This window comes from Streptomyces sp. NPDC051018 (assembly GCF_044456085.1).
Lineage (GTDB): Bacteria > Actinomycetota > Actinomycetes > Streptomycetales > Streptomycetaceae > Streptomyces.
Genome location: NZ_JBITFN010000002.1, coordinates 304,853 through 326,128 on the forward strand (window position 1 = coordinate 304,853; position 21,276 = coordinate 326,128).

19 protein-coding genes are annotated in these 21,276 nt (G+C 71.3%); 11 read left to right on the top strand and 8 right to left on the bottom strand.

Translation table 11 applies throughout. The annotated features are described in order from the left end of the window. Nucleotides 1–138 precede the first annotated feature (138 nt). Entirely contained in the window at nucleotides 139–792 is a 654-nt protein-coding gene (locus ACIBCM_RS05130; protein WP_399240352.1) for a class F sortase, read from the bottom strand. A gap of 333 nt (nucleotides 793–1,125) precedes the next feature. Between ACIBCM_RS05130 and ACIBCM_RS05135 the strand changes: the two genes are divergently transcribed. After that, entirely contained in the window at nucleotides 1,126–1,968 is an 843-nt protein-coding gene (locus ACIBCM_RS05135) for a hypothetical protein (RefSeq protein WP_399240354.1), read from the top strand. 146 nt (nucleotides 1,969–2,114) lie between these two features. On the opposite strand, the gene ACIBCM_RS05140 is transcribed toward ACIBCM_RS05135, so the two are convergent. Further along, the gene (locus ACIBCM_RS05140; RefSeq protein WP_399240356.1) at nucleotides 2,115–2,642 is read right to left on the bottom strand and encodes a hypothetical protein; all 528 of its coding nucleotides are present in this window, start codon (nucleotides 2,640–2,642) and stop codon (nucleotides 2,115–2,117) included. Nucleotides 2,643–3,033: 391 nt separating this feature from the next. On the opposite strand from ACIBCM_RS05140, the gene ACIBCM_RS05145 reads away from it, so the two are divergent. The 3 genes from ACIBCM_RS05145 to ACIBCM_RS05155 all read left to right on the top strand — a co-directional run bounded on the left by ACIBCM_RS05145 (nucleotide 3,034) and on the right by ACIBCM_RS05155 (nucleotide 7,215). Further along, nucleotides 3,034–4,029: an SCO0930 family lipoprotein gene (locus ACIBCM_RS05145; RefSeq protein WP_399240358.1), complete on the top strand. Its 996-nt coding sequence runs from the start codon at nucleotides 3,034–3,036 to the stop codon at nucleotides 4,027–4,029. 205 nt (nucleotides 4,030–4,234) lie between these two features. After that, nucleotides 4,235–5,047 (top strand): SAM-dependent methyltransferase, encoded by an 813-nt coding sequence (locus ACIBCM_RS05150; RefSeq protein WP_399240360.1) that lies wholly within the window; start codon nucleotides 4,235–4,237, stop codon nucleotides 5,045–5,047. After that, the gene (locus ACIBCM_RS05155) at nucleotides 5,047–7,215 is read left to right on the top strand and encodes a putative bifunctional diguanylate cyclase/phosphodiesterase (protein WP_399240362.1); all 2,169 of its coding nucleotides are present in this window, start codon (nucleotides 5,047–5,049) and stop codon (nucleotides 7,213–7,215) included. The genes ACIBCM_RS05150 and ACIBCM_RS05155 overlap by 1 nt, the downstream gene beginning before the upstream one ends. Before the next feature lie 728 nt (nucleotides 7,216–7,943). Here the strand turns inward: ACIBCM_RS05155 and ACIBCM_RS05160 are convergent. Continuing rightward, nucleotides 7,944–8,828, bottom strand: coding sequence for a LysR family transcriptional regulator (locus ACIBCM_RS05160; protein WP_399240794.1), 885 nt, complete (start codon nucleotides 8,826–8,828; stop codon nucleotides 7,944–7,946). 83 nt (nucleotides 8,829–8,911) lie between these two features. Here ACIBCM_RS05160 and ACIBCM_RS05165 point away from each other — a divergent pair, with 83 nt between their 5' ends. The 4 genes from ACIBCM_RS05165 (at nucleotide 8,912) to ACIBCM_RS05180 (ending at nucleotide 13,082) form a co-directional block, all read left to right on the top strand. Beyond that, on the top strand, nucleotides 8,912–9,652 hold the full coding sequence (locus tag ACIBCM_RS05165; RefSeq protein ID WP_399240364.1) for a succinate dehydrogenase: 741 nt from the start codon (nucleotides 8,912–8,914) through the stop codon (nucleotides 9,650–9,652). Between the two features lies 1 nt (nucleotide 9,653). Then, nucleotides 9,654–11,600, top strand: a complete 1,947-nt coding sequence (locus ACIBCM_RS05170; RefSeq protein WP_399240366.1) for a fumarate reductase/succinate dehydrogenase flavoprotein subunit — start codon at nucleotides 9,654–9,656, stop codon at nucleotides 11,598–11,600. Continuing rightward, complete coding sequence (locus ACIBCM_RS05175; protein WP_399240368.1) at nucleotides 11,597–12,343, top strand: succinate dehydrogenase/fumarate reductase iron-sulfur subunit; 747 nt, start codon at nucleotides 11,597–11,599, stop codon at nucleotides 12,341–12,343. The genes ACIBCM_RS05170 and ACIBCM_RS05175 overlap by 4 nt, the downstream gene beginning before the upstream one ends. A 250-nt stretch (nucleotides 12,344–12,593) precedes the next feature. Further along, a complete protein-coding gene (locus ACIBCM_RS05180; RefSeq protein ID WP_399240370.1) occupies nucleotides 12,594–13,082 on the top strand; it encodes a hypothetical protein in 489 nt (162 codons plus the stop codon). An 89-nt stretch (nucleotides 13,083–13,171) separates the two neighbouring features. Here the strand turns inward: ACIBCM_RS05180 and ACIBCM_RS05185 are convergent, their stop codons facing one another. Continuing rightward, complete coding sequence (locus tag ACIBCM_RS05185; RefSeq protein WP_389276538.1) at nucleotides 13,172–13,387, bottom strand: dodecin; 216 nt, start codon at nucleotides 13,385–13,387, stop codon at nucleotides 13,172–13,174. A 185-nt stretch (nucleotides 13,388–13,572) separates the two neighbouring features. Between ACIBCM_RS05185 and ACIBCM_RS05190 the strand changes: the two genes are divergently transcribed. The 3 genes from ACIBCM_RS05190 to ACIBCM_RS05200 all read left to right on the top strand — a co-directional run bounded on the left by ACIBCM_RS05190 (nucleotide 13,573) and on the right by ACIBCM_RS05200 (nucleotide 16,870). Then, entirely contained in the window at nucleotides 13,573–14,829 is a 1,257-nt protein-coding gene (locus ACIBCM_RS05190; RefSeq protein ID WP_399240372.1) for an extracellular solute-binding protein, read from the top strand. A gap of 206 nt (nucleotides 14,830–15,035) precedes the next feature. After that, complete coding sequence (locus tag ACIBCM_RS05195; RefSeq protein ID WP_399240374.1) at nucleotides 15,036–15,887, top strand: GNAT family N-acetyltransferase; 852 nt, start codon at nucleotides 15,036–15,038, stop codon at nucleotides 15,885–15,887. Between the two features lie 113 nt (nucleotides 15,888–16,000). Further along, complete coding sequence (locus ACIBCM_RS05200) at nucleotides 16,001–16,870, top strand: lysophospholipid acyltransferase family protein (protein WP_399240376.1); 870 nt, start codon at nucleotides 16,001–16,003, stop codon at nucleotides 16,868–16,870. Here the strand turns inward: ACIBCM_RS05200 and egtD are convergent. The 4 genes from egtD to egtA are packed head-to-tail and all read right to left on the bottom strand — an operon-like array spanning nucleotide 16,762 to nucleotide 21,255. Then, nucleotides 16,762–17,727, bottom strand: coding sequence for an L-histidine N(alpha)-methyltransferase (egtD, locus tag ACIBCM_RS05205; RefSeq protein ID WP_399240378.1), 966 nt, complete (start codon nucleotides 17,725–17,727; stop codon nucleotides 16,762–16,764). The two genes, ACIBCM_RS05200 and egtD, sit on opposite strands and share 109 nt — an antisense overlap. Then, nucleotides 17,724–18,479, bottom strand: coding sequence for an ergothioneine biosynthesis protein EgtC (gene egtC / locus ACIBCM_RS05210; RefSeq protein ID WP_399240380.1), 756 nt, complete (start codon nucleotides 18,477–18,479; stop codon nucleotides 17,724–17,726). The genes egtD and egtC overlap by 4 nt, the downstream gene beginning before the upstream one ends. After that, nucleotides 18,479–19,888 (bottom strand): ergothioneine biosynthesis protein EgtB, encoded by a 1,410-nt coding sequence (gene egtB, locus ACIBCM_RS05215; protein WP_399240382.1) that lies wholly within the window; start codon nucleotides 19,886–19,888, stop codon nucleotides 18,479–18,481. The genes egtC and egtB overlap by 1 nt, the downstream gene beginning before the upstream one ends. Further along, nucleotides 19,885–21,255: an ergothioneine biosynthesis glutamate--cysteine ligase EgtA gene (gene egtA, locus ACIBCM_RS05220; protein ID WP_399240384.1), complete on the bottom strand. Its 1,371-nt coding sequence runs from the start codon at nucleotides 21,253–21,255 to the stop codon at nucleotides 19,885–19,887. Before egtA ends, egtB begins: the two co-directional genes overlap by 4 nt. Between the last annotated feature and the right edge of the window lie 21 nt (nucleotides 21,256–21,276).

The window sequence follows — 21,276 nt, forward strand, 5'->3', positions numbered from 1 at the left end:
ACAGGCGCGGACGGCCGCGACCACCGCCGTCCGCTCCCAGCGCCGGGCACGCGCCCGTTCCCGGCCACCGGACGGGCCGGGCACCGCATCGCCGCCCGGTACCCCGCCCGCCTCGCGGCCGGGGTACCGCGCCGCCGGTCAGAGGGACTTGACCATCCGGGCGAAGACGACGACGTTCCCGTCGTAGCCGTTCGCCTGGGAGAAACCGCCGCCGCAGGTGATCACGCGCAGTTCGGCGTAGCCCGTGTCCCCGTAGACCCGGGCCCCGGGGAAATCGTCCTTGGAGTACACCTCCACCCCGTACACCTCGAACACCGCGGTCTTGCCGTCGAGCCTCGGCACCTCGATCCGCCGGCCCTTCTCCACCGAGCCGAGACCGTAGAAGACGGCGGGCCCCGAGCTGTTGTCGACATGCCCGACGACCACCGCGGTGCCACGCTGGCCGGGGGAGACGCCGTTCTGGTACCAGCCGGCGATATTCGGGTCCTCGGGCGGGGGCGCCTCGATCCAGTCGTCGGGATCGAGACCCACTTTCATGATCGGGGCGTCGACCCCGATCGAGGGGATCCGTACCCGTTCGGCCGGTGCGAAGTCCAGGGACCGGGGGGTGGCGAGAGGTGCGAAGGTCTCCCCCTCAGGACGGTTGAGCGAGGCGGCCGCGGCGGGCTGCGGCGGGCCCAGGGCGACATCCACCCCGTTCTTCATCAGCGCGATACCCGTGAGCATCACCAGGGCCAGTACGCCCCAGGGTGAGCGCTTCCTCGACTCAGGGCCGTTGTAGTCCTCGGCCATGGATTCTCCCTTTTGTCTTCTTTTCAGACGTCTACGGGCACGCTAAGTGAGCGCGGCGGGCCTGGCGAGAAGAGAAGGGCGAACGGGTGGCGGCTGCCACTCGGGGTGATCCATCCGTGTCAGAGGGGCCCGTGAAACTTCTGACGGCTCGTGACCTGCGGCTCCGTCAGGCGTCGGCGAGATGTCCGGGCGTGTCGGGGCGGGCCCGGTCACCGGGGTGGACCAGTGCCGAAATGCGAGGAGTGGTGTGCCCGGTGATGGTTCGTCATGGAAGGCGTACTCGTCGACTATCCCGGAGCGCCGCTTCGGGGCGTCTTCCGCTGGAGGTACACGATGCGTGCTTCACGCGCACTCGCAGTGACCGCGGTCGCGTGCGTGGCCGTCGGGCTGTCTGCCCCGCTGGCCGCCGCGGGCGGCGACAGCCGGGACACGGGCCCGTTCCATGTGTCCGTCAACCCGCGGGCTGTCCACCAGGGGGGCACCCTGACGATCACCGTCCACGGCTGCAACCGTGGTGGCACGGTCACATCGAACGCCTTCCCCACGGTCCGGCTCTCCGACAACCGTGACAACAGGGGCGGCAACGGCGGAGACGGGCGGGACAACAGAAACGCGGGCGGCGGGGACGGGCGGGACAACCGGGGCGGTAACGGCGGCAACGGCGGAGACGGGCGGGACAACAGGGTCGCGGGCGGCGGGGACGGCAGGGACAACCGGGGCGGCAACGGTGGCGACGGGCGGGACAACGGTGTCGCCGGCGGCGGGGACGGCCGGGACAACCGGGGTGGTATCGGTGGGGACGGCAGGGGCAACAATGACTTCCGAAGCAACACGGATAACCGCGATAACCGCGATAACCGTGACAACCGGGGCGGAAACGGCGGGAACGGCGGTATCGGCGGGGACGGCCGCGGGAACGTCTCCACCGCCCATGCCCGGGTGCATGACTTCGCCTCGCCGGGCCTGTACGACCTCGCGGTCCGGTGCAACAACAGCCCGAGGGTGGAGACGGCGGACTTCACGGTCCTCCCCGGCCGCGGAGCCCTCGGCGGACTCGGGGGCTCGATCGGACCGACCTCCGCCGAGACGGTGGTCGGCGCCTCGCTGGTCGGCGTCGCCGCGGTCGGCGGCGCGCTCTTCCTCGTCCGGCGCCGCAGGATCGGCGCGGGTGCCTGACCGGACGGACCTCCCGCCGGGCCCGTACGCCCGTCGCCCCGGACCCTGATCAGGATCCGGGGCGACGGGCGTCGGCCGTGTCCGCGGGCGGAGCCGCGGGGTTCTTGTGTCGGGGCAGTTCCCGGGGTGGCCGGAACATGCCGGGTTCAGTGCTGCCGGATGTGGGCCCGCCTGCGTACGACGACGAAACCGGTCGCCGTCGCCGCGGCCACGACCAGTGCGCCGCCGACGGCGACCTCCCGGGCCCCGACTCCGCCGACGCTGCCGCCCAGCCCTCCCCGTACACCCTGGGGCGTCACGGTGGAACTGGTGGTGGGCGACGAAGTGGCGCCCGCGATGGTCAGATTGACCGTTCCGCGCTGACTGCCGCAGGTGAACTGTACGGCGTACTGGGCACCCCGCCGGGCTCCCGGGTCCACCGTCGCCGTCACCGTGGTCCCGGGACGGATCGTCACGGTGTCGAAGACACCCGACGAGGCGGTGGCCGTCGTGGTGCAGGCGTTCGCGGAGAGGGTCACGCGGCCGCCCGGCGCGACGGTCGACGGATTGACGCTGAAGACGGTCGCCTTGCCGTCCTCGGACGCTGCCGCCGGGGGAGCGGACAGGGCGAGCGCGGGCAGGGCGAGAGCGGCCGCTCCCAGCAGAGCGGCGGATGCGGCACGTATCGCGCGCATGAGTATTCCTCCGGGTCCCCGAGGAGCAGCCGCGGAACCTGTTTCCCAAAGGCAGAATGCCCCTCGATGACCGAAACGCTAAGAGCCCCCCTCCTCCCCCGCGATCTCTGCCGGGCGAATGGGTCACGGCCGTAGCCCGGCCGGAGGACGCGACCGGCGTGTCACCCCGCCGACGCCCCTCCCGTCCGGGCCGGCGCGGCCGCCGGGACCCCGTTCCCCTGGTCCGGACCGCGCCCCGCAGAAGGCCCCGGCCCCTCGGCCGCGGTCCCCGGACAGGTGTCGAAGATTTTTCCGGCCGCGTTGAACACATCGCCGTCCCGTGTCCGTACCTAGGGCCATGAACGACGCACCCAAGGCGTCGCATCAGGCTGGATGAGCTACGGGAGTGGACATGAACACCTGGCGGAACGCCTCGCTCGCGGTGACTGCGGCGGCCGTACTCGCGCTGACGACGGCGTGCGGTCAGGACAAGGGCAAGGAGAACACCAACGGTCAGTCGGTCGGTTCCGCGAACCAGGCCCAGCCCGGGAACGGCGGCTACGGGGACTACGGCTCGGGAGGCGCCACCGCCCAGGGAACGGCCGCCAAGCCGGCCGGGCAGCTGGCCGTGTGGAACAGTCCGGATCTCGGCAAGGTCGTCACCGACAGCGCGGGGCTGACGCTCTACCGCTTCGACAAGGACACCGCCTCGCCGCCGAAGTCGAATTGCGATGGCGACTGCGCGAAGGCGTGGCCGGTTGTCGCCGCGGGCGGCGCCTCGGCCGCGCCCGGCATCGACGCCTCGCTGATCGGCGAGGTCACCCGGACCGACGGCAGCAAGCAGCTGACCATCGGCGGCTGGCCGATGTACCGCTTCGCCAAGGACACCAAGGCCGGGGACGCCAAGGGCCAGGGCGTCGGCGGCACCTGGTTCGCCGCGGCGCCCGACGGCAAGAAGGCAGGCGGCGGCGCGGGTGCCGGGACGGGCTCCGACGGCTACGGTACGGGCGGTGGCGGCGGCGACGCCGGCGGGCAGCCCGCCGATCAGGTGGGCCTGTCCACCCGCCAGGACCCCAAGCTCGGCGAGATCGTCGTCGACAGGAACGGTAAGACCGTCTACCGCTTCATGAAGGACTCGGCCTGGCCGATGAAGACGGCCTGCACGGGTGAGTGCCTCAAGAAGTGGCCGGTTGTCGCCCCCGTCGACAAGAACGACACCAAGGGAATCCTGAAGAAGGGCTTTGTCACCTTCAATCGTCCCGATGGAATCAAGCAGCAGACCATCGACTGCTGGCCGCTCTACACCTTCGCGGGCGACGCCAAGGCCGGTGACACCAACGGTCAGGGCGTCGGTGGCACCTGGTTCGCGGTAAACCCGCAGGGCAAGCCGGTCGGAGCGCCCAAGTAGTCCCCTCGCCGCGACTCCGGCCCGGTCGGCCCGCCTCACGTCCCCCGCGTGAAGGCGGGCCGGTTGCCGTGCCGGAGTTCTGTGACCAAGAACGGACCGCGAATTTCCGTTTGGGCTCGCCCAATTGGCGGGCGATCAGTAGCCTCGGCTCGAACACTGGCCATGCACATGGCCGGACTTACTCCGTGGCGACTTGGAGACATCGATGGAGCGTCCCGCCTGGGCACCGCCCGGCATCGACATATCGGTGCCGAGCGTGTCCCGTATGTACGACTACTACTTGGGCGGTTCGCACAATTTCGAGGTCGACCGGGAAGCCGCCCGCAGGGCGATGCGGTTCATGCCGGGATTGCCGAAGATCATGCAGGCGAACCGGGCGTTCATGCGCCGTGCGGTGAATTACTCGGTGGAGCGGGGCGTCACCCAGTTCCTGGACATCGGGTCAGGAATTCCGACATTCGGAAATGTCCACGAGGTGGCGCAGAACGCGAACGCACGCTCCCGAGTTGTCTACGTCGATCACGATCCGGTAGCGGTCGCCCATGGCCGGGCCGTGCTCGAAACCAACCCGCTGGCGGCCGTCGTCCCCGCCGACCTGCGCAAACCCCGGCACATCCTGGAAAGCGCGGAGGTCGGTGAACTCCTCGATCTCCGGCAGCCGGTGGCGCTCCTGCTGGTTGCCGTGCTCCACTTTGTCGAGGACTCGGACGACCCCTACGGCGCGGTGGGGGAACTGCGGGATGCCCTCGCGCCGGGAAGTCTGATCGTCATCACCCACGCCGCCTACGACGGCGTGCCGGTGTCGCAGGAGCAGACGGCCGACGCGGTCGGCGTCTACCGTGACATCCGCAATCCGTTGATCATGCGTTCACATGAGCAAATTGCTCGGTTCTTCGAGGGGTACGAGATGGTCGAGCCCGGACTGGTGTCCATGCCGCACTGGCGGCCGGACACCCCCGCCGAGCAGGAGGACCCATATGCCTTCTCAGGCTTCGCAGGGGTGGGGCACAGGGCGTGATGGCGCCGTCGCAGGCATCGGGTCCCACGGCGGACCCGGACGGTCATGAGGACAGACTCCGCCGTTTCGCGACCATCTGGAGCCGTGCCGTCTTTCCCGTGACGGCGACATCCCTGACCCGTAGCGAGGTCGAGGAGCATCTGCTGCCGCTGGCCCGGCAGTTGAGCGAGTCACTGCACGCCCGCCCCTTCGACCCGCAGATGGCCCAGCGGATCGGTGCAGGGCTCGTCGAGGTGCACTGCACCGACCCCGAGGCGCTCACCCGCACCCTCGGGGTCATCGACTCCTATCTGGTGCTGTACTGCGGCGACGCCGGGGCGGCCGATCTGGCCGTCGAGGAGAGCCGAGCCCGCTGTTCCCGGCTCCAGCACGCGGTCGCCGCGGGCTTCGCCCAGGGGCTGCGGGACCGTACGCTCGCCGAGCAGGAGGCCATAGCGCGTTCCTCGCTCCAGGCCCGCACCGACGCCGTACACGCGCTGCACGCCACCGAGACCCGGCTGCGCGCCGTGTTCGAGGGAGCCGCCATCGGCATAGGGATCGTGGACCTCGGGGGCCATGTCCTGGAGGTGAACGAGACACTGACCCGGATGTTCGGCGGGCTCGAACACCATGTACGGGCCAAGCGGGTCACCGAATGGGTCCATCCGGAGGACCGGCCGCACATCGGGCAGCTCTACCGTGAGCTGATCCGGGGCGAACGAGAGCACTTCCGGGTCGAGAAGCCCTTCTTCCGCCACGACGGCACCGTCCTGTGGACCAATCTGACGATGTCCCTGCTGCGGGACCCCGAGGGCAGTCCGCAGTATCTGCTGGCACTGCTGGAGGACACCACCGAGAGACGGCTCCTCAATCTGCGGCTGCGCTACGAGGCCACGCACGACGCGCTCACCGGGCTGCCGAACCGGACGCTGTTCTTCGAACGGCTGGAGAAGGCGCTCACCGCGGGCGGCGACTCCCGCTTCGGGCTCTGCTACCTCGACCTGGACGGCTTCAAGGCCATCAACGACAGCCTCGGACACGCCACCGGCGACCGGCTGCTCGTCGAGGTCGCGGACCGGCTCCAGAGCTGTGCCACCGCACCGGGCGAGATGGTGGCACGCCTCGGCGGCGACGAGTTCGTGGCGCTGACCACCGGGCCCGACACGGAGTACGAGGTCGGCGAGCTGGCCTCCCGCATACTCTCCGCGCTGGGCATGCCGATCCGGGTCGACGGACGCGAGTTCACGGTCCGGGGGTCCATCGGCATCGTCGAGGGACCCGCACGCGGACGCACCACCGCGGAGGTGCTGCGCAGCGCCGACATCACGATGTACCGGGCCAAGTCGGCGGGCGGCAACCGCTATGAGCTGGCCGACCCGGAGCTGGACGCGCGGGCCATCACCCGGCACGGGCTGACGACCGCGCTGCCCGCGGCGCTGGAGCGCGGTGAGTTCTTCATCGAGTACCAGCCCCTGATCCACATGGGTGACGGCACGGTGCACGGCGCGGAGGCGCTGGTGCGGTGGTCCCATCCGCAGCACGGCGTCCTCGGTCCGGACCAGTTCATTCCGCTCGCCGAGCACACCGGGCTGATCGTGCCCCTGGGCCGCTGGGTCCTCCAGGAGGCCGTACGCCAGGCACGGTACTGGCAGGAACACCGCACCGAGGGTGTGCCTCTGCGGATCAATGTGAACCTCTCGCCGACCCAGCTCCAGCACCCCGGCCTCGTCACCGACACGGTCGCCGTGCTGGAACGCGCGGGTCTCGAACCCGGGGCCCTGTGCCTGGAGGTCACCGAGTCCGCGCTCATCGGCGCGGACGAGGGGCTGCTCAGGCCGCTGCGGCAGCTCGCCGAGCTGGGGGTGGACATCGCGCTCGACGACTTCGGCACGGGGTACTCCAATCTCGCGAATCTGCGGCGCCTGCCGGTGAGCGTGCTGAAGCTGGACCGCTCCTTCACCAAGGGAATGCAGCACGCGCCGGTGGATCCCGTCGATCTGAAGATCGTCGAGGGGATCGTGTCCCTGGCGCACAGCCTGGAGCTCGCGGTCACGGTGGAGGGGGTGGAGACGGGGGTCCAGGCGGATCAGCTGCGGGAGCTGGGCTGCGATACGGCTCAGGGGTGGTACTACGCACGTCCGGGGCCGCCGGACAAGTTGCATTCGCTGTCCCTGGCCGACGCGATCTGATTCCAGCGGGCTGCGGGGCCTCGTCGGCACGTTCCGGCGGGGCCGCGCCTGCCTTTCCTCGGGTCTTCGCCGCCCGGGGCCCTGCGCGCCTCAATCGCCGGCGGGGCTGGAGAGGGCGCCGTCGCCGCCGATGGAGGCGGGTGGTTCTCGGGTACCGTGCCGTGGGCTTCGGCGACCTTCATACGTCGGGCCCTTGCGGGGCTCTGCCCCGGACCCCGCGCCTCAATCGCCGGCGGGGCTGGATGTGGACGTCGGCTCCTTGTCTTGGGATGGTCGGCGGGCTGGATGTGGACGTCGGCTCCTTGTGTTGGGGTGGTCGGCGGGGCTGGGCGTGGACGTCGGCTCCTCGGCTTGGAATGACCGTGAGGCTGGATGGGGGCGTCGGCCGGTGGGGTGGATGTTTTCCGGGGGCGGGTGCCCATGACAGCCCGTCCGGCGATTGAGGACACGGCCGCAGGCCGTGCCTGCCACCGGGGGACAGACGGAAACGGGCCCCAGGCGCACACACCCTGCCCCGTCACCCGAGGTGACATCATCGGCTGGGCTCACCCGTCACTCGGGGCCGGCCGATCAACCGGTCACCTCGGCCCCCGGGGCCACCCCCGTGACCCGAAGTCACCCGGTCACCCGAGGCCCCCGCCACCCCGGCCCCCTGGGGCCACCCCCGCACCCGAGGGTCGCCCCAGGCCACCCGGGCTCCCCGGGGACCGCCCCGGGCCCGCCGTCGGTTATGGCGGGGACATGGTGAGCAGCAGGCTCTGGAGTTCCCGTGCAGCCCGTGGCGGAGCCACATCGCTGCGGTGGGCGAGCGCGATCGTCCGCCGCAGACCCGGCCGGGCGAGCGGGGTGACCCGCAGTCCGGGCCCCGCCCGGTCCGCGACCATGCTCGGGACGACCGCGACGCCCAGTCCCGCCCGGACGAACCCGAGCACCGCGTCCATCTCACCGCCCTCGACGGTGAAGCCCGGCTCAAAGCCCTCCGCACGGCACGCGGCGACCGTCAGCTCCCGCAGGTCGTACCCGTGGCGGAACATCACCAGCGGCTGATTCCGCAGGTCGGCGATCCGTGCCGGCCGCCTCGGCGCCCTGGAGGCCACCGAGGACACCACGACCAGGTCCTCCCGCAGCAGCTCCACCGTGGTCAGGGCCGGGGACGCGGGCGGCAGGGGCAGCACGACCAGCGCCAGATCGAGCGCGCCGCGCGCCAGCTGCCGTACGAGATCGTGGGAGCCGCCCTCCTCGATCAGCAGCCGGATGCCGGGGTGGCGGTCGTGAAAGGCGCGCAGTACATCGGGCAGCAGACCGGTGCACAGGCTCGGTGTCGCGCCCAGCCGCACCCGGCCCCGGCGGAGCTGGGCCAGCTCCTGGACCTCGTGCCGCGCGGTGTCCGCGTCCGCGAGGATCCGGCGGGCCAGCGGCAGCAGCGCCTCACCCGCCTCCGTGAGCGCGATGTTCCCCCGCGCCCGGCTGAACAGCTCCGCCCCCAGCTCCTTCTCCAGCGCCCGGATCTGCTGCGAGAGCGACGGCTGTGAGACATGCACCCGCTCGGCCGCATGGGTGAAGTGCCGGGACTCGGCGACGGCCACGAAGTAGACGAGCTGCTGGAACTGCATGCTCGCACCATAGGCCACACCTATGGAGATCAGCCAGATCATGTCTTGGACCTCTGGAGGACCGCGGTCCTAACGTTCGGCTCATGGCTCTGGAAACGCGGACGGATCAGCGGACACCAGGGGGCCCGAAGGACCGGACCCCCTCCACCGGGCGGCCCCGGCGCACCTTCTGGGGCTCGACGGTCGGCAAGAAGACCGTCATGGCGGTGAGCGGACTGATCATGCTCGCCTATCTCGTCGCCCATGTGATGGGCAACCTGAAGGTCTTCTTCGGACCGGACGAGTTCAACGCGTACGGCCACTGGCTGCGCACCATGGGCGCCCCCGTCCTGCACCACGAGTGGGCCCTGTGGATCGTCCGGATCGTGCTGCTCGCCGCCGTCGTGGCGCACGCGGTCTCCGCGTACCAGCTCAGCAGGCGCGACATCCGGGCCCGCCCCGAGAAGTATGTGCACCGGCGCCGGCGGTCGAGCTACGCCACCCGCACGATGCGCTGGGGCGGGATCATCGTCGCCCTGTTCATCGTCTGGCACATCCTGGATCTGACCACGCTGACCGTGAACGAGAACGCCCAGCCGGGCCGCCCCTACGAGAACGTCGTCGCCACCTTCTCCACCTGGTACGGCAATGTGATCTATCTCGTCGCGATGCTCGCCGTGGGTCTGCACATCAGACACGGATTCTGGAGCGCCGCCCAGACCCTCGGCGCCGGCAGCGCCACCCGCGACCGCGCCCTCAAGGCCGTCGCCAACGGCCTCGCGCTCGTGCTGACCGCGGGCTTCGTCGCCGTACCCGTCGCCGTCATGACCGGAGTGGTGAGCTGAGATGAGTTACACGCAGTACGAGACCGGCGCGCCGATCACCGACACCAGGGCCCCCGACGGCCCGATCGCCGAACGCTGGGACCGCCGCCGCTTCGAGGCCAAGCTGGTCAACCCGGCGAACCGCCGCAAGCACACCGTCATCGTCGTCGGCACCGGGCTGGCCGGCGGGGCCGCGGGCGCCACCCTCGGCGAACAGGGCTACCACGTCGAGCAGTTCTGCTACCAGGACTCACCGCGCCGCGCCCACTCCATCGCCGCCCAGGGCGGTATCAACGCGGCGAAGAACTACCGCAACGACGGAGACTCCATCCACCGTCTGTTCTACGACACCGTCAAGGGCGGCGACTTCCGGGCCCGTGAGTCCAATGTGCACCGGCTCGCCCAGATCTCCGTGGAGATCATCGACCAGTGCGTGGCCCAGGGAGTCCCGTTCGCCCGTGAGTACGGCGGACTGCTCGACACCCGCTCCTTCGGCGGGGTCCAGGTCTCCCGTACCTTCTACGCCAGGGGCCAGACAGGGCAGCAACTGCTGCTCGGCGCCTACCAGGCGCTCTCCCGGCAGATCGCGGCGGGCAACGTCCGTCTGCACGCCCGTACCGAGATGCTCGACCTGATCGTCGTCGACGGCCGGGCGCGCGGGATCGTCGCGCGCGACCTCGTCACCGGGGAGATCTCCAGCCACTTCGCCGACGCCGTGGTGCTGGCGACCGGCGGCTACGGCAATGTCTTCTATCTGTCGACGAACGCCATGAACTCCAACGCCACCGCGATCTGGCGCGCCCACCGCCGCGGGGCGTACTTCGCCAACCCGTGCTTCACCCAGATCCACCCCACCTGCATTCCGCGCACCGGGGACCACCAGTCCAAGCTGACGCTGATGAGTGAGTCCCTGCGCAACGACGGCCGGATCTGGGTCCCCAAGGCGCGCGGCGACCGGCGTCCGGCGAACGAGATCCCCGAGGACGAGCGCGACTACTACCTGGAGCGCATCTACCCCTCCTTCGGCAATCTCGTGCCCCGCGACATCGCCTCCCGCGCCGCCAAGAACGTCTGCGACGAGGGCAGGGGTGTGGGCCCGGGCGGCCAGGGCGTCTATCTCGACTTCGCCGACGCGATCACCAGGCTCGGCCGGGCGGAGGTCGAGGAGAAGTACGGCAACCTCTTCGACATGTACGAGCGGATCACCGCCGAGAACCCGTACGAGGTTCCCATGCGGATCTATCCGGCCGTGCACTACACGATGGGCGGACTCTGGGTCGACTACGACCTCCAGACGACCGTTCCGGGGCTCTTCGCCATCGGCGAGGCCAACTTCTCCGACCACGGGGCCAACCGCCTCGGTGCCTCCGCGCTGATGCAGGGCCTCGCCGACGGCTACTTCGTCCTGCCGTCCACCATCAACGACTATCTGGCGCGCACCCCGCTCGGCGACAGGCCCGACGACTCGCACCCGGAGGTCGCCGAGGTGCTCGCCGAGACCGAGGACCGGCTGCATCTGCTGCTGGCCGTGGACGGCGACCGCACCCCCGACTCCTTCCACCGTGAACTCGGCGAGTTGATGTGGGAGTTCTGCGGAATGGCCCGTACGGAGGAGGGACTGCGCAAGGCGCTGGACCGTATCCCCCGGATCCGGGAGGAGTTCTGGCGGCGCATCAAGGTGCCGGGCACCGGCGAGGAGTTCAACCAGTCGCTGGAGAAGGCCAACCGGATCGTCGACTATCTGGAACTGGCCGAGCTGATGTGCCTCGACGCCCTCCACCGCGTCGAGTCCTGCGGCGGCCACTTCCGCGAGGAGTCCCAGACCCCGGACGGCGAGGCGGCCCGCGACGACGAGGAGTTCGGCTACGCGGCCGTCTGGGAGTTCGCCCGGACCAGCCGGGCGCCCGTGCTGCACAAGGAAGCCCTGGTCTTCGAGTACGTCCACCCCACCCAGCGGAGCTACGCATGAAGCTCAACCTCCGCGTCTGGCGCCAGAACGGCGCCGACGCCCCCGGCGCGATGGCCATCTACGAGGTCGACGGCATCTCCCCGGACATGTCGTTCCTGGAGATGCTCGACACCCTCAACGAGGAACTCATCCTGCGCGGCGAGGACCCGGTCGCCTTCGACCACGACTGCCGCGAGGGCATCTGCGGCGCGTGCAGCCTGGTCATCAACGGTGACGCCCACGGGCCGGAGCGCACCACGACCTGCCAGCTCCATATGCGGTCCTTCCGGGACGGCGACACCATCGACGTCGAGCCGTGGCGGGCCGCCGCCTTCCCGGTGATCAAGGACCTGGTGGTCGACCGCTCGGCCTTCGACCGGATCATCCAGGCGGGCGGCTACATCACCGCCCCGACCGGAGCCGCGCCCGACGCCCACGCGACCCCGGTGCCCAAGCCGGACGCCGACTACGCCTTCGAGCACGCGGAGTGCATCGGCTGCGGTGCCTGTGTCGCCGCCTGCCCCAACGGTTCGGCGATGCTCTTCACCTCAGCGAAGATCAATCACCTCAATGTGCTGCCGCAGGGCGCTCCCGAACGGGAGAGCCGGGTGCTGGACATGGTGGCCACGATGGACGAGGAGGGCTTCGGCGGCTGCACCCTGACGGGGGAGTGTGCGACGGCCTGCCCCAAGGGCATTCCGCTGCCGTCGATCTCCGCGATGAACAAGGAGTGGCTGCGGGCCGGCCGCCGTTCCCGGCGGTAGGTTTCGCGCCCTCAGGCCCTCAGGCCCGCACGGCCCGCGCCACCCGACTCCTTCACCTTGTCGGTGCTCCCTTGACGGTTCTCCCTTGACGGCTTCGCCTTCGCAAGGGCCGGGAAGGGGCAGCCGCATGTGCCATCGGTTCGGTCCACGATCCGCCCGGCGTCCGGACACCACGGTGGACGACGGCCGCCGGCCCGTGAAATGGCTTATCGGCCGGAGGAATCGCCGTGGTCGTGCCTACGCTGTGCCCGTGAACCGAACGAGCAGACCTCTGGCTGTTTTCGACCTTGACGGCACGCTCGCGGACTCCGCGCACCGGCAGCACTTCCTGGAGCGCAGACCGCGCGACTGGAACGCCTTCTTCGCCGCCGCGCCGATGGATCCGCCGCTCGCCGAGGGCGTCGAACGGTGCCTGCGGGCGGCGGGGGAGTGCGAGGTGGTGTATCTGACCGGGCGGCCGGAGCGGTGCCGCGGGGACACCGTGGCCTGGCTGTCCGCGCGGGGGCTGCCCGGAGGAAAGCTGCACATGCGGCGCGACGGCGACCGCAGGCCCGCCCGTACGGCCAAGCTGGAGGTCCTCCGGCGCCTCGGCGCCGGCCGTGAGATCCGGATGCTCGTCGACGACGACCGGCTGGTGTGCGACGAGGCCGAGCGCGCCGGCTTGCGGGTCGTACGGGCCACCTGGGCGGCGACTTCGGCGGCCATGGCGGTCGCCCAGGAGCGCGAGGGGCGTACCTGATGCGCCGTACGGGGAGCCCGGCGACCGGACCCGTCCGGCGGGGCGGCCGCTCGCGCCCCTACGGCTCCCCGGGGCCCGTGCCGGCCGCGTCAGTCGCCGTCCTCAAGACGGAAGCCGACCTTCAGCCCGACCTGATAGTGCTCGATCTCACCATCGACGATATGGCCGCGGACCTGAGTCACCTCGAACCAGTCGAGGCCCCGCAGCGTCTGGTTCGCGCGCCCGATGCCGTTGCGGATTGCCTGGTCGACGCCCTGATGGGAGGTGCCGACGATCTCGGTGACCCGGTAGGTGTGGTTCGACATGGGGGTGGTGCTCCTCTCGCTCGCTCACTCCACCGTGCCCCACCCCCCGCCGCCGCGCGAGATGTCGGTCACCGAGGGGTTGACCGCTCGCATTGGTCCATACCAAAATCCACCCACGCCCGGGCGAGCCTTACGCCCGCCATCCCCCTCCGGGTTCACATTTTCTTTGCCATAAGGTGAACGCTGTGAGAATCCGCCCACTCCCCCCCGCTGTCGCGCTGGTCAGCGCTCTCGCGCTCGCAGGCTGCGGGATCATCCCAGGCACCGGGGAGGACCAGCGCACGGTTCGAATATGGCTCATGAAGGACAGCGTCTCCGACGACTTCCTGGACCGATTCGCCAAGGACTTCGAGAAGAACCATCCTTCGGTGAAGCTTGAGTTCACCTTCCAGGACTGGACCGGCATCGGGAAGAAGGTCCACGCCGCACTGGAGGGCGACGACACCCCCGATGTCATCGAGGTCGGCAACACCCAGGTAGCGCAGTACGCGGAGACGGACGCCCTGACCAACCTCACCCTGGAGTCCGTCCGGGATCTCGGCAGTGACGAATGGCTCCCCGGCCTCGCCGAACCCGGCAATATCAACGGCTCGCAGTACGGCATCCCCTGGTGGGCCGCCAACCGGGTCGTGATCTACAACAAGGACCTCTTCGATCGCGAGGGGGTCAAGCCGCCCAAGTCGTACGCCGAGTGGATCGACATCACGAAGAAGCTCAACCGGGGCGGCACCCAGGGCATCTACCTCCCGGGCCAGGACTGGTACACCCTCGCAGGCTTCATCTGGGAGGAGGGCGGCGAACTCGCCACCGAGACCGACGGCGACTGGATCGGGGCGCTCGACTCCCCCGAGGCGCTGCGGGGCATGAAGTTCTACAAGAAGCTCCAGGCGCTCGGGAAAGGCCCCAAGAACGCCGACGAGCGGACACCGCCCCAGGCGGGGGTCTTCGCCAAGGGCGATGTCGCCCAGCTGATCGACACACCCGGCGCCGCGGCCCAGATCGTGAAGAACAACCCCGCCCTCAAGGGCAAGCTCGGCTACTTCCCCATCCCGGGCAAGTCGGGCAAGGAGTCCGGCGCGGTCTTCACCGGCGGCTCCGATCTGATCATCCCGAAGAAGGCGTCCGAGCGCGGCGCCGCCATCGACGTCGTCACCGAGCTGGCGAGCGAACGCTGGCAGACCGACCTCGCGCAGACGATGAACTACGTGCCCAACAAGGAAGCCCTCGCGAACGTCATCGCGGACGAGGAGGCCACCCGGGCGATGGCCCAGGGGGCGTCCGCCAAGGGCAGCAAGGCGACCCCCAACTCCGCCAAGTGGGCCGACGTCGAGACCGACAACCCGATCAAGGTCTATATGACGGCCGTCCTCCAGGGCGGCAAGATCGACGACAAGGCCAAGGTCGCCTCCGACCAGATCACCCGGCTGCTGTCGCCGGGATAAGCCGTACCCCGGGCGGGAGGGGCCCGCAGGGCGCCCCGGCGCCTGCCGCCCCTCCGGCCCGTGCGGCACCCCCCCCGGCATTCAGATGCCGCACATGTGTTCTCCGCCGGGCTGTCATCCCGAATCCAGCCGGTCACGGAAGAAGTAGAGGGACGGACCACCGCACCCGTGGTCCGCCCCCTTCCCGTCCGGCACAGGAGACAGCCATGCACGCCTCGCCTGCCGTCGTTCCCCCACCCCTGTCCGTACCGTCGTCCCCCCGGCCCCCGGGCCCCCTCTCCGCCGTCCCTCCCGCGCAGCCGGCCGCCGGCGGACCGCCCCGCTATGTCGTCTCCCTCGCCCGTGACCAGGACGAGGTACGGGCGGCGCAGCGGCTGCGCCACCTGGTGTTCGCCGGTGAGATGGGCGCGACGCTCGTCGGCAACGGGGCCTCTCCCGAGCCGGGACTGGACGCCGACGCGTTCGACGCGTACTGCGATCACCTCCTGGTCCGTGAGACGGCCACGGGAGAGGTCGTCGGCACCTACCGGCTGCTGCCGCCCGAGCGGGCGCGGGTCGCGGGGCGGCTCTACGCCGAGACCGAGTTCGATCTGACCTCCCTCGCACCGATCCGCGACGACCTCATCGAGGTCGGCCGCTCCTGTGTGCACCCGCTGCACCGCAACGGCGCCGTCATCGCCCTCATCTGGGCCGGGCTCGCCCGCTACGCCACCCGCTCCGGCCACAACTGGCTGGGTGGCTGCTGTTCCGTGCCCCTCGCCGACGGCGGCGCCCTCGCGGCGGCCACCTGGCGGACCGTGCGGACCCGGCATCTGGCGCCCGAGGAGTACTGGGTCACCCCGCACAGGCTCTGGAACGCCCCCGCCACGGCCCCGGCCCCCGATGCGCGTACGGAACCGCCCGCCCTCCTCCGCGGCTATCTGCGGCTCGGGGCCTGGGTGTGCGGAGCACCCGCCCACGACCCGGACTTCGGCGTCGCCGACCTGTACGTCCTGCTCTCGCTGCGCCGGATCCACCCCCGCTATCTGCGGCACTTCCTCTCCCTCACCTCCCCGTGATCCGCCATCACCGCGTGATACCCGCACGCCCGGGCCGTGCCGGGACACCGGGCCCCTGGCTGCCCGGTGCGCCCTGCACCCCCGCCGGCTGTGCGACGCACCACGGCCGGACCGTGAGCGGACTCACCGCCGCCGCCCGGCTGTCCGCGGGGCTGCTGACCGTCCTCACCGGAGTCCTGCTCGCCCCCGGGGCCGCCCTCGTGGCGGCCGTGGCCGGGAAGCGGGCGGGGACCCGGCTGCGGCACCGGGCGGCCGTCCGCTGGACCCGGGCCGTCCTGCGCGCCTTCGGGGTGGACGTACGGATCACCGGGCGCCCGGGAGCCCCCGGCACCCTGGTGGTCGCCAACCACATCTCCTGGCTGGACATCCCGCTGATCGCCGCCGTCCTGCCCGGCCGGATGCTGGCCAAGGCCGAGATCGCCGGGTGGCCGGTGCTCGGTCCCCTCGCCTCCGGGGGAGGCACCGTCTACCTGGAGCGCGACCGGCTCCGGGCGCTGCCCGGCACGGTACGCACGATGGCCACCGCCCTCGCGGGCGGAGCGCGGATCATCGCCTTCCCGGAGGGGTGCACCTGGTGCGGTCGCCGGCAGGGCCGCTTCCGGCACGCCGTCTTCCAGGCCGCCCTGGACGCGGGCGCGGCCGTCCAGCCCGTCCGTATCACCTACCGGCCCACGGCGGCCGCCGCCTTCGTCGGCGACGACACCCTGCCCGCCTCCCTGTGGCGGGTCGCCAGGACGGGCGGCCTCACGGCGGAGATACGGCTTCTGCCGGTCATCCCCGCCGGGAGCCATCCCGACCGCCGCTCACTGGCCCGGGCGGCCGAGCGGGCGGTGAGGGGATCCGGCCCGCCCGCCGTGTGCCGGGGCGGGCGGGCTCAGCCCGCCGCCGTGGCCAGCGAGAGCGCGAATCTGCCCGCCGAGTCCGTCCACCACCGCGCCAGCTCCATGTCCGCGGCGGCGAGTTCACCGCGTACCCCCTCCTGACGGAACTTCGCCGACACCTCCGTACGCAGTTCCTCGCCCTCCTCGAACGGCACCAGCAGATCCAGTTCGGGGATCTTCACGCTCAGCGCGGTCCTCGCGCGCAGCCGCATCTCGATCCACTCGCGGTCCCGGTCCCACAGCGCCACATGGTCGAAGTCGTCCGGGTCGACGTCCGCGTCCAGTTCCCGGGCGAGCACGTTGAGCACGTTCTTGTTGAACGCGGCCGTCACCCCGGCCGCGTCGTCGTACGCCCGCACGAGCACCGCTTCGTCCTTCACCAGATCGGTCCCCAGCAGCAGTGCGTCACCGGGCTCCAGGAGGGCCCGCACCGAACGCAGGAACTCCGCGCGCTCGGCGGGCAGCAGATTGCCGATCGTGCCGCCGAGGAAGGCGACCAGCCGGGGGCCGGGCGTCTCGGGCAGCACGAGCCCCCGGGTGAAGTCGGCGATGAGCGCGTGCACATGGAGCGAGGGATGGCCTTCCAGCAGCGCCTCGGCGGCGCCCGTGAGCGCGCTCTCGCTCACATCGACCGGGACATAGCTGTGCAGCCCGGTCAGCTCCCGCAGCAGATGGCGGGTCTTCTCGGACGAGCCCGAGCCCAGCTCCACCAGGGTGCGGGCACCGGTCGCGGCGGCGATCTCGGGGGCGCGGCCGATGAGGATCTCCCGCTCGGCCCGGGTGGGGTAGTACTCGGGCAGCCGGGTGATCTCCTCGAACAGTTCGCTGCCGCGGGCGTCGTAGAACCACTTGGGCGGCAGCGCCTTGGGCATACGGGTCAGACCGTCGAGGACGTCGGCGCGCAGGGCGGCTCCGGTGGCGTCCTCGGGCAGGGTGCGGGTCATCCGGTACGGGCTCACGAAGGGGGCTCCTTGAGGGGGGTCAGGAGAACATCGGCTCGGGTCGCGGTGAGCAGGGTGCGGTCGGGCACCTCGCGCCAGCGCGGATCGTCGTCGTACGGCTCCGAGGCCACGGCCGTCCTGACGCCGGGCTCGGCGAGGTACCACAGCGAGTCCCCCCACGCGGTCGCCGCGATCTGCTCACCGTCGGTGAGCAGGAAGTTGAGCCGCGAGCCGGGCGCGGCCCCGGCACAGTCGCGGACGGTGTCGGCCAGCGCCTGGCCCATTTCGTCGCCGTCGCGCAGCCGGTGCAGCACCAGCGCCCACAGCAGGGCCGCGTCACAGCGTGCCTCCAGCGAGAGCAGCTCGGCCGGGGGCAGCGTCAGCGCGAGCGGGGCGAGGGAGCCGGGCCAGCCCGTGACCGCGCCGTTGTGGCTGAACAGCCAGGGCCCGGAGGCGAAGGGCGCCGCCGCGGCCTCGCCGTCGGCACCGGCCTCGGTGGCGTCGCGCACGGCCGCGAGCAGCGTCCGGGTGCGGATCACCCGGGCGAGGTCGGCGAAGGAGAGGTCCGCCCAGACGGGCCCCGCGCGGCGGTAGCGCGCGGGCACCGGGTCGCCCTCCGCGTACCAGCCGACGCCGAAGCCGTCGGCGTTGACGGTGCCGTGGCGCTGGCGGCGCGGTGCCCAGGACTGCTTCAGCAGGCCGTGCGGCGGCTCGCTGAGCACCTCGCCGAGCGCCAGCGGCTCCCCGGTGTACGCGATGTGGCGGCACATCAGGCCCGGCCCCGGGGTGCGTCGCCGGCGTCCCGCGCGGTGCGGAACCCGGCGAAGATCTGCCGCCGCACGGGCAGATCCCAGTTGCGGAACGTGCCGCGGCAGGCCACCTCGTCCACCGCGAAGGAGCCGCCGCGCAGGACCTTGTGGGCACTGCCGAAGAACACCTCCGAGTACTCCCGGTAGGGGAAGGCGGCGAAGCCCGGGTAGGGCAGGAAGTCGCTGGACGTCCACTCCCACACATCCCCGATCAGCTGGTGCACCCCGAGCGGGGACGCCCCCCGGGGGTAGCCGCCGGCGGGGGCGGGCCGCAGATGGCGCTGGCCCAGATTGGCGTGCCCGGGTGTCGGATCGCCGTCGCCCCAGGGGTAGCGGCGTGAACGGCCGGAGTCGGGGTCGTGGCGGGCGGCCTTCTCCCACTCCGCCTCCGTGGGCAGCCGCCGCCCGGCCCAGCGGGCGTACGCGTCGGCCTCGTACCAGCTCACATGCAGCACCGGCTCGTCGAGCGGTACCGGTTCGACCACTCCGAAGCGGCGGCGCAGCCACTGGCCGCCCTCGTGCCTCCAGAACAGGGGCGCGGTGATGTCGTGCCGCCGGATCTGCCCGAAGCCCTCGGGGGCCCACCAGCGGGGATCCCGGTAGCCGCCGTCCTCGATGAAGGCGAGATACGCGCCGCATGTCACCGGGACCGTGTCCAGCCAGAAGGCGGGGACCGTGCGTTCGTGGGCGGGACGTTCGTTGTCCAGCGCCCAGGGCTCGGTGGAGGTGCCCATGGTGAACGGGCCGCCGGGGACCAGGACCTCGGGCGGCAGCCCGGCGGCGGACCCCCGGGGCGGCTCCGGCGCGCTGAGCACCGCGGGGCCCCGGCGCAGCTGATGGGTGATCAGCATCGTCTCGTCGTGCTGCTGCTCGTGCTGGGCGATCATGCCGAACGCGAACGCGGAGTCGGTGAGCGGGGTCCCCTCCAGCTCGGCGGCGTCGAGGATGTCCAGCACCCGCCCCCGGACGTCGGAGGCATAACGGCGTGCCTCGGCGGGCGGGAGCAGGGGCAGGGTGGGCCGTACGGACCGGGGGTGCTCGAAGGCGTCGTAGACGGAGTCGATCTCCGGCCGCAGGGCCTCGCGACCGCCGACCGTGCGCAGCAGCCACTGCTCCTCCTGGTTGCCGATGTGCGCCAGGTCCCAGACCAGCGGTGACATCAGCGGGGAGTGCTGGGCGGTGAGATCGTGGTCGTCGACACAGCCGGTGAGGAGCGCGGTGCGCTCCCGCGCGGCGGTCAGCGCGTCGAGCGCGCGGCGGCGCAGCTCGCCCGATGTGAGTCCACTGGTCTGTGGGGCGGTTGGCTTCCGGACACCTACTGTGCCGCCGGGGCCCGCTGTGCGGTGGCCGGTCGTGGGACGGTCGGTCATGGGGTCGGCTCCTTCCCCTGCGGATCCCCGTACGAGGGGCCTCGCGGACTTCCGTACGAGGGGCCTCGCGAATCCCCGTACGACGGGATGGACACCCCGTACATCCCGGGTCCCGCAGCCGGGACACGGAGATCGTCGGCGGGACACCGGCCCCGCAGGACGTGCTTCTCGTGGAAGGCGGCGACCGCCTCGCACACCGCGCCCGACGCGCCGATCCTCGGCAGGGCCTCCAGGGCGGCGGTGAAGCAGGTGAGCGCCACCGCGCGCAGCTCGGGATCGGCCAGGCCGTAGCGCGCGGCGTCGAGCCAGAGCGGATTGCGCGGCGCCGGGCGGGAACCGGCGTGTTCCGCCAGCGGTTTGACGGCGCGGTAGGCGGTCTCGGCCGCCTCGGGGTCGTCGAACAGGGCCGCCGTGACCGCGAGCGGTACCAGCCAGCCGTCGTCGCCGGGCTGGGCGTCGATCATGCGCAGTTCGAGATGGCCACGGGGCCGTACGGGCGGGAAGAGCGTCGTCAGATGGTAGTCGAGGTCCTGACGGGTGGGCGGGCGCGGGCCGCCCGAGCGCATCCACCGCCGGAAGGTCAGCCCTTCCGGCCGCACCCAGGGCCCGTCCGCGCTGCGCACACACATCACGGGCGCGTCCAGTACGTGGCCGGTCCACGCGGCGCGCGGCTCCCGGTCCAGCGGCGGCGCGATCGGCCGTACGGCGTCGAGTTCGGCCCAGATGGCCTGCCGGGTGGACCGCCAGCCGGTGTAGCGGCCCTCCATCACCGGAGAATTGGCGAACGCGGCCGTCAGGACCGCGCCCAGCAGATGCGCCATCCGCCAGCGCCTGCCGAGCCCGAGCGGGCCCGGCTCCTCCTCCCCGGCGTCCAGACACACCTGGATGGAGGCGGAACTGCACATCATGACGCGACCGCACGGACCCGTGCGGTCCAAGAACGCCTCCATGGCGTCGTAACGGGGCTCCCGCAGGAGTCTGCGCGGCGGATTCCAGGGGTCGATGCCGATACCGGTGAGAGTGAGGCCGTCCGTCCGGAGCGAGGCGCGTACGGCGTCCAGATCGTCGGCGACGGAGTCGACGCACTCCATCAGGGAGGGGGCGGGGGAGGAGCTGAGTTCCAGCTGCCCGCCGGGCTCGAAGGTCAGAGCCGAGTTCAGTGACAGGGAGCGCACCCGGTCGTGTGCCGACCTGAGCCGGTCGGCGGGGACGGGGTGGCGGGGGCCGCGCTGTTCCTGGACGAGCCATTCCAGTTCCACACCCACGGTCCTGGGCGGTCCGGTCTTGAAGCAGATGCCCCGCAGAAGGTCCTCTGCTTCCTCTTCCGCTATGGGCCGGCCGTAGTCGCCGGCGTCCGTGTGTCGCATGATCGGCTCCTCTTTCGAAGG